Raw genomic sequence first — 7,618 nt, forward strand, 5'->3', positions numbered from 1 at the left:
ACTGGTGGGCGCCCGCGCCGCTGGCCCGCTGGTGGCAGCAGCACGGCTTCCGCGAGAGCGGCCCGGTCGAGCAGCCCGCTGCCGAGGAACGCGAGCTCACCCGAGCCGGTTAGCTGTGAGGCTGGCTAGCTGTCAGGCTGGCTAGCTTTCCGGCTGGTTAGCGCTTAGGGCTGGAGCCGGCGCAGCTTCCACGAACCGTCCTGGCGGAAGTAGTTCAGGCGGTCGTGGAGGCGGCCGGTGCGGCCTTGCCAGAACTCGACGTTGGTGGGCTGGACGCGGTAGCCGCCCCAGAAGTACGGCGTGGAGATCTCGGTGCCTTCCGGCCACTGCCGCTCGTACGACGCGTACTGCAGGTCGAGCTCCTCCCGCGTCTCCACCGGCTGGCTCTGCTGGGAGGCCCACGCGCCGAGCTGCGAACCCCGCGGCCGCGAGGCGAAGTACGCGTCGACCTCGGCCGCGGGGAGCTTGGTCGCGGTGCCTTCCACCCGGACCTGGCGTTCCATGGTGTGCCAGGGGAAGACCAGAGCGCAGTACGGGTTGACTGCGAGGTCCTCGGCCTTGCGGGACTGCTGGTTGGTGTAGAAGACGAAGCCGCGTTCGTCGAGCCCCTTCAGCAGGACTGTTCGCGCGGACGGTTTGCCGTCGCTGTCGGCGGTGGCCAGCACCATCGCGTTCGGCTCGGTCAGCCCGGCCTCCGTCGCCTGTGCCAGCCACAGCCCGAACTGCACGATCGGGTCCGCGTCGACCTGGTCCTCGAGCAGCTCGCCCAGTCCGTACGTCTCCCGCATCTCACTTAGGTCCACACCGCGAGCCTACGAGTTGCGACTCCGGAGCGTGCGCCACACCCTGGTCCGAGCCAGCCTCCGTACTGCGGGCATCCGGCGCAGGCGCCGCTTCGTCCGGCCGGACCGCGAGGCAGACACCGGGCCGGCGACCCGGGGCACCACGACCTGGGGGACGTGCTGGGTGATGTGCTGGTTGACCTCACTCAGGTGCTCTTCGAAGACGGCTCGCCAGAGGAGTTGGCGGAGCGCTACCTCGTCAGCGGCTGTGCTCCTACCAGCCACGGAAGACGCCCAGAGCGCACTGACTGCCTTGATCTCGAAGTCCTCCGTCCACTCGGCCGGTGCTGTCAGCAACTTCTCGACCAGCTCCCGGTCGGGGACGTCGGCCAGACGCTTCACCTGCGCAGTCCTGGCGGGCGTGGAGCCGGCAGGCTTGGGAGCGGCGGTGAAGAACGGTATCTCCGCCCACTGCGGCACGAGCTCGCGGACGAGGGCCCGATGGAGTGCGTTGTCCATCCGCTGCGGCGCACTCAGCGCGAAGGCGCCACGGACAAACGCAGGCACCAGCAACGGCGAGACCACCCCGCTACGCTCGCCGGCCGTCCCCCAGCGGCGCAGCCTCTCGACCACGTAGAAGTAGTCGAGCATCTTGCTGTCCTCGAAACCGCCTTGGATCGCTTCCCTGAAGACCTGCCGGATCTGCCCGGTCACCGCGTCGCGCACCTGCGCCGTCGGCCCCTGCGCTGGAACCAGCCGCGCCTGCAACCGCTGGGCGAACACCTCCACCCTGGTCTCCACCGATGCCTTGTCGACGGCAAGAACGTCCCGCGGGTAGAAGTGCCCGTGCGCGACCTCTCCGCCCGCGCCGCCGATCGCCAGGTGATCCACCCCGGCAAGACCACCCGGGGTGTGGAACAGGTAGCTGGCCGGACGCAGCCCTTCGCCGTACCGGTGCCAGCGCTTGATCCGCTCGACCACCTCAGGCAACGCCGCAGGACCAGCCGGTACTACGGGCTGCCGCGTCCCGCCAGTGACCACGTGCTCCACCTCGTAGGGCAGGGCGGCGACCAACTGCTCCGCCACCTGCACCTCCCCCGGCACCGCGTCGTAGCTGTTGAGTCGTAGGTCCACCCCCGCCGATAGGAAGGCCGCGGCAACTACTCGCGAATCACGGCCGCCACTGAGATCCACCGTCGGAGTACCGGGCCAGAGGCGACTTACCGAGCGTGCCACACCCCGCAGTGCGTCCGCTGTCTCCCCGATGAGCCGTGGCGACAACTCTGCTCCGCTGGGTCCGGACCAGATGCTCGTCGCGTCGATGCGGGTCACCGTCCTGCGGCTCCGGCGGCCTTCCGTCACGATGCGGGTGGCGCCTGGCACGGCGAGCACCCGGTCGTACGGAGTGGTGTCGCCCATGAACCAGCCGCAGCCGGCGGCGTACCGCCAACCCCTGGTCGCGGCGGCGACAGGTACATCAGCGAACAAGCAGGCAGCTACCGGCCTGTTGCTCCACACCCAGCCGTCGGTGGTCCGGAGCTGGAACATCCGCCCTAGGCCGACCGAGTCGGTGAAGAGCTCCAACCGCTCGTCGGCTGGATCCAGGACCATCAGCACGAATGGCGGCGCCAGTTCGAGCATGCGAGCCGGGGACGCGAGTACTGCGCGGGCGAGCGGACCAGCCGCGCGCCCGGGGGTCAGGTCACCCACGATGGTTTCGTAGCCGAGCGGCGCGTGCAGGCTGGCTACGCAGAGGTCGTCGTCATCTTGCCAGGCCGGCCACCGGCAAGTCGGCTCCCGCCGGCTCCAACTGTGCAGGCCGACCGTGCCCGCGTCACACCCGTCGCGCTGGGCCAACCCTTGCCACAGGCCCCCGTAGTACGCCTCGACCCGCCGTACTCCGGCGGCCGCGCGTTCAGCGCCGGCGAACTGGTCGAAGGCATACGCAACAACTGTCTCCATGCCCTCCTGATGCGGGCCCGGCCGGGAAAGTTGTCGGTCGGCAGCCCGCGGCTGGACTGGCCGGACGGAGAGGCGCACATTGGAAGGAACAGGTGAACAGCGTTGGGAGGTGTACCCCCATGGACGCACGAGAAAATGTCATCGTCTGCGGGATCGACGGTTCTCCCGCCGGACGAAGGGCACTGGACTGGGCGCTCGACGAGGCGCGCCGGCGCGACTGCCGGCTGCGCGCGGTCGCCGTGTGGTGGTGGGACGGACTCCAGACCGGGGTCTCGATCACCAGCGCCGAGGAATCCCGTCAGCGGGCCGAGGCGATGCTGAACCGGGTGCTCGACGAGGCGGTGGCCGGGCTCGACGATCCGCCCGAGGTGGAACGCCTGGCGCTCGAGGGGCGGCCGAGCGAGCAACTCTGCTTCGCCGCGCTCGATGCGGAGTTGCTGGTGCTGGGCAGCCACGGGCACGGCGCCGTCCACGACACGCTGGTGGGCTCGACCAGCCAGCACGCCATCCGGCACGCGACCTGCCCGGTCGTCGTGCTGCCCGACCCGCGGCACGTCGAGCGCGAGCTCAAGCGGGTCCGCCGCCGTCGCGACGTCCGGTCGCCCGGCGCGGGGCCGATGTTCTGACAGGAGGCAGGCAATCGCCGAACCGGTCACAGATCTGTCCGTGTGGTGAAAAGGCGAACTATGCTGCCTGAGCGCCTAAACCGGACAAGGGAGTCTCAGGGGATGTCAGATCCGAAGACCGAGGTTCAGCACGGACTCGAGGGCGTCGTCGCGTTCGACACCCAGATCGCTGAGCCGGACAAGGAAGGCTCGGCGCTGCGCTACCGCGGGGTCGACATCGAGGATCTGGTCGGCCGGGTGCCGTTCGAGAACGTCTGGGGCCTGCTGGTCGACGGTGCCTTCACTCCCGGCCTGCCGCCCGCCGAGCCGTTCCCGCTGCCCGTACACACTGGTGATGTCCGGGTCGACGTGCAGTCCGCGCTGGCGATGCTCGCGCCGGCCTGGGGCCTGCGCCCGCTCTACGACATCGACGACACCCAGGCACGCGACGACCTGTCCCGCGCGGCCGTGATGGCGCTGTCGTACGTCGCCCAGGCAGCTCGTGGCATCGGGCAACCGATGGTGCCGCAACGCGAGGTGGACAAGGCGACCACGATCACCGAGCGGTTCATGATCCGCTGGCGCGGCGAGCCCGACCCCAAGCACGTCAAGGCGGTCGACGCGTACTGGACATCGGCCGCCGAGCACGGCATGAACGCCTCCACCTTCACCGCCCGGGTGATCGCCTCCACCGGCGCCGACGTGGCCGCGGCCCTGTCCGGTGCCGTCGGCGCGATGTCCGGCCCACTGCACGGCGGCGCGCCGGCCCGGGTGCTGACGATGATCGAGGGCGTCGAGAAGAGCGGCGATGCCCGTGCCTACGTGAAGGGTCTGCTCGACGCGGGCGAACGCCTGATGGGATTCGGCCACCGCGTCTACCGGGCCGAGGACCCGCGCGCCCGGGTGCTTCGCCGTACCGCCCAGGAGTTGGACGCCCCGCGGTACGAGGTCGCCCAGGCGCTCGAGCAGGCCGCGCTCACCGAACTGCGCGAGCGCCGGCCGGATCGGGTGCTGGAGACGAACGTCGAGTTCTGGGCCGCCATCGTGCTCGACTTCGCCGAGGTCCCGCCGCCGATGTTCACCTCGATGTTCACCTGCGCCCGGACCGCGGGCTGGAGCGCCCACGTCCTGGAGCAGAAGCGAACGGGCCGCCTGATCCGCCCGTCCGCCGTCTACTCCGGCCCGGCCACCCGCCCCGCCACGTCCGTCGGAGGCTGGAACGACACCTGGGCCTGACGCCTGCTGTCGCTGGGCGAGCGGCCGGTGCGTTGTTTGTACTGGCGGCTGAAGTAGGGGACGTCGGTGTAGCCGAGTGCGGCTGCTACCTGCGTGACGGTCATGGTGGTCTCGGTCAGTAGTTGGTGTGCGCGGTCGATCCGGGCCTTGATCACGTACTGCGCAGGTGGCGTGCCGTGCTGGGCGATGAAGCGCCGAGTGAACTGAGCTCTGGACAGTGCCGCGCCGGCTGCCAACTCCTGAACGGACCAGTCGCGGCTCGGGTCCTGGCGGATGCCTTGGGCAACCTCCTCGATCGTGGTGTCTGCCGCGGTCTTGCGAGGGCTGTGAGCTGCCTCCCAGATCAGGCAGAGCAGTTGTTCCAGGCACAGCTCGGCCTGGCGCAGCCCAAGCGGGTCACCCCGCCTGTACGCCGTATCGGAGCTGCGGGCGAGTGCTCCGAGCAAGACCCGGTCTGGCACGTCACTCCACCGCTGCGCCGGTACTACGTCCTCCGCCGGACGCTGGGGGCTGCCCGACTTGGGCTTGAAGTGCATGCCGAACACCAGCAAGCGCCGGCGTGGATCGTGGCTTGCCGTCGGGGCGTCGCCGGGTGCGAAGACGGCGCAGGTGCCTGGGGTGAGCTCGCGGGTAGTGCCGTTGAGCTCCAGGCGGCCGATGCCGTCGAGCACGCACCACAGCAGGTAGTCCGGGAGCGGCCGGGACACCCAGGACCAGCTCGGCTCGCAGCGCCAGAAGGTGGGTGGGGAGAGCAACTGGAGTCGCGGTGGATCGGCCAGCGCCGGGCGATGCGTCAAAAGCTCAAGTCCTTGCGTCGATCGTCCGTGGCTGTGGTGATGCCGCGGAATGGAGAATTGCCTTGCCAGGTTCTCAGTATGCGCTGTTCGCGGGATCGCGACGGGTAGATCGTGGGAGACATTGGTGAGCGCTTCGTTCAAGGACGAGTTCGACACGTCGGGGTACACGCTGGTGCGCGGACTGTTCGGTTCGGACGAGGTGGAGCGACTCCGGGAGCACTACATGGTGCTGCGCCGGCGCGGTTCGTACGCGGGTGACGTGGTCGGGGTTCAGGCCGACAGCCGGGACCCGCTCCGGCGGTATCCGCGGATGGCGCAGATGCACCGGTGGGACGACCTGACGCTGCAGTGGCTGATCGACGACCGTCTGGACCAGGTGATGACCAGCTTGCTCGGGAGGTCGCCGTACGCAGTACAGACGATGATCTATTTCAAGCCGCCGGGGTCGCGGGGGCAGGCGCTGCATCAGGACAACTTCTATTTGAAGGCCGAGCCGGGCACGTGTGTGGCGGCGTGGATGGCGCTCGACCCGGTCGACCAGGAGAACGGCTGTCTTGAAGTGGTGCCAGGGAGCCACCGTTGGCCGATTCTGTGCACGGAGAAGGCCGACACCAAGGTGAGCTTCACCGACGTGACGGTGCCGCTGCCGGAGCCGGACGCCGCGGTACCGGTGGTGATGGAGCCGGGGGACGTGCTGTTCTTCCACGGCGCCCTGGTGCACGGCAGCGCACCGAATGTGACCACCGACCGCTTCCGGCGGGCTTTGATCGGCCACTACATCCAGGGCGAGGCCCAGCAGGTCGCGGAGTACTACCACCCGGCGTTGCGGATGGACGGCACACCGCTGGAGCTGGGGGTCGCGGAGGGCGGCGGCGCCTGCGGTGAGTGGGTCCCCGGCGAAGACGGCCCGGTAGCCGTGCTGACCGGCCAGCAGACGATCACCCGCAAGCACGAGTAGCCGCAGACACGAGTGGCCGCCGTCCGGGGATCGGGCCGGGTGGGGGTGCTTGGTGGAGGTGTGGAACACTGGATTGCGCTGACAGCGTCGTCGGCAGGTGATTCAAGCCAGACGACGAAGGGAACACGCTGGTGACCAGCGACATTCAGATTCCTGCAGAGCTCAAGCCCACCGACGGCCGGTTCGGCGCCGGTCCGTCCAAGGTCCGCCCGGAGGCCGTCGCGGCCCTGGCGTCCGAGGGCGCCAAGCTGCTCGGCACCTCGCACCGGCAGGCCCCGGTGAAGAACCTGGTCGCCCGGGTCCAGCAGGGCGTCTCCGACCTGTTCCAGCTGCCCGAGGGCTACCAGGTGGTGCTGGGCAACGGCGGCTCGACCGCGTTCTGGGACATCGCGACCTTCGGCCTGATCCGGGAGAAGAGCCAGCACCTGAGCTTCGGCGAGTTCTCCTCCAAGTTCGCCAAGGCGTCGCAGTTGGCCCCGCACCTCGGCGAGCCGAGCGTGATCAAGTCCGACCCGGGCACCCGTCCGGTCGCCGTCGCCGAGGCGGGCGTGGACCTGTACGCGTGGCCGCACAACGAAACCTCCACCGGCGTGATGGCGCCGGTCAAGCGTGTCCAGGGGGCTGACGAGGGCGCTCTGGTGGCGATCGACGCCACCTCCGGCGCGGGCGGCCTGCCGGTCGACATCAACGAGGTCGACGCCTACTACTTCGCGCCGCAGAAGTGCTTCGCCTCCGACGGCGGCCTGTGGATCGCGCTGATGTCGCCGGCCGCGCTGGCCCGGGTGGAGGAGATCACCGCCTCCGGCCGCTGGATCCCGGCCTTCCTGGACCTGGCCACCGCGATCGACAACTCCAGCAAGCACCAGACCTACAACACGCCGTCGCTGGCCACGCTGTTCCTGATGGCCGAGCAGACCGACTGGATCAACAGCCAGGGCGGGCTCGAGTGGAGCGTCGCCCGCACCACCGATTCCAGCAACCGGCTGTACACCTGGGCTGAGAAGTCCGACTACGCCACCCCGTACGTCGAGGACGCCGACGCCCGCTCGCTCGTCATCGGCACCATCGACCTGGACGAGGCGATCGACGCCGCGGCGGTCGCCAAGGTGCTCCGCGCCAACGGCATCGTCGACACCGAGCCCTACCGCAAGCTCGGCCGCAACCAACTCCGCGTCGCGATGTTCCCCGCCGTCGACCCGGACGACGTCGAGAAGCTCACCCAAGCCATCGACTTCACCGTCGACGCTTTGCGCTGATCCAGCCACACACAACAGCCGC

At 69.4% G+C, this 7,618-nt stretch carries 7 protein-coding genes; 4 read left to right on the plus strand and 3 right to left on the minus strand.

Annotated elements, in window-relative coordinates; all coding sequences use genetic code 11:
- Window positions 1-164: 164 nt before the first annotated feature.
- Window positions 165-803, minus strand: coding sequence for a pyridoxamine 5'-phosphate oxidase (gene pdxH, locus ABD255_RS24815; RefSeq protein ID WP_344217936.1), 639 nt, complete (start codon window positions 801-803; stop codon window positions 165-167).
- A 9-nt stretch (window positions 804-812) separates the two neighbouring features.
- Window positions 813-2,744 (minus strand): hypothetical protein, encoded by a 1,932-nt coding sequence (locus tag ABD255_RS24820; RefSeq protein ID WP_344217938.1) that lies wholly within the window; start codon window positions 2,742-2,744, stop codon window positions 813-815.
- Between the two features lie 119 nt (window positions 2,745-2,863).
- On the opposite strand from ABD255_RS24820, the gene ABD255_RS24825 reads away from it, so the two are divergent.
- Both ABD255_RS24825 and ABD255_RS24830 read left to right on the plus strand, forming a co-directional pair.
- Window positions 2,864-3,370 carry a universal stress protein gene (locus tag ABD255_RS24825; protein WP_344217939.1) on the plus strand — a complete coding sequence of 169 codons (507 nt, stop codon included), beginning with the start codon at window positions 2,864-2,866 and terminating at the stop codon, window positions 3,368-3,370.
- Window positions 3,371-3,472: 102 nt separating this feature from the next.
- Complete coding sequence (locus ABD255_RS24830) at window positions 3,473-4,585, plus strand: citrate synthase 2 (RefSeq protein WP_344217941.1); 1,113 nt, start codon at window positions 3,473-3,475, stop codon at window positions 4,583-4,585.
- Here ABD255_RS24830 and ABD255_RS24835 read toward each other — a convergent pair.
- Window positions 4,522-5,382: a helix-turn-helix domain-containing protein gene (locus ABD255_RS24835; RefSeq protein ID WP_344217943.1), complete on the minus strand. Its 861-nt coding sequence runs from the start codon at window positions 5,380-5,382 to the stop codon at window positions 4,522-4,524. The two genes, ABD255_RS24830 and ABD255_RS24835, sit on opposite strands and share 64 nt — an antisense overlap.
- A gap of 124 nt (window positions 5,383-5,506) precedes the next feature.
- Between ABD255_RS24835 and ABD255_RS24840 the strand changes: the two genes are divergently transcribed.
- A complete protein-coding gene (locus ABD255_RS24840; RefSeq protein WP_344217945.1) occupies window positions 5,507-6,340 on the plus strand; it encodes a phytanoyl-CoA dioxygenase family protein in 834 nt (277 codons plus the stop codon).
- A 131-nt stretch (window positions 6,341-6,471) separates the two neighbouring features.
- On the plus strand, window positions 6,472-7,596 hold the full coding sequence (gene serC / locus ABD255_RS24845) for a phosphoserine transaminase (RefSeq protein WP_344217947.1): 1,125 nt from the start codon (window positions 6,472-6,474) through the stop codon (window positions 7,594-7,596).
- The last annotated feature ends 22 nt before the right edge of the window (window positions 7,597-7,618 follow it).

The sequence above is a fragment of the Kribbella sancticallisti genome, from assembly GCF_039530625.1.
In the GTDB taxonomy this organism is placed as follows: Bacteria; Actinomycetota; Actinomycetes; order Propionibacteriales; family Kribbellaceae; genus Kribbella; species Kribbella sancticallisti.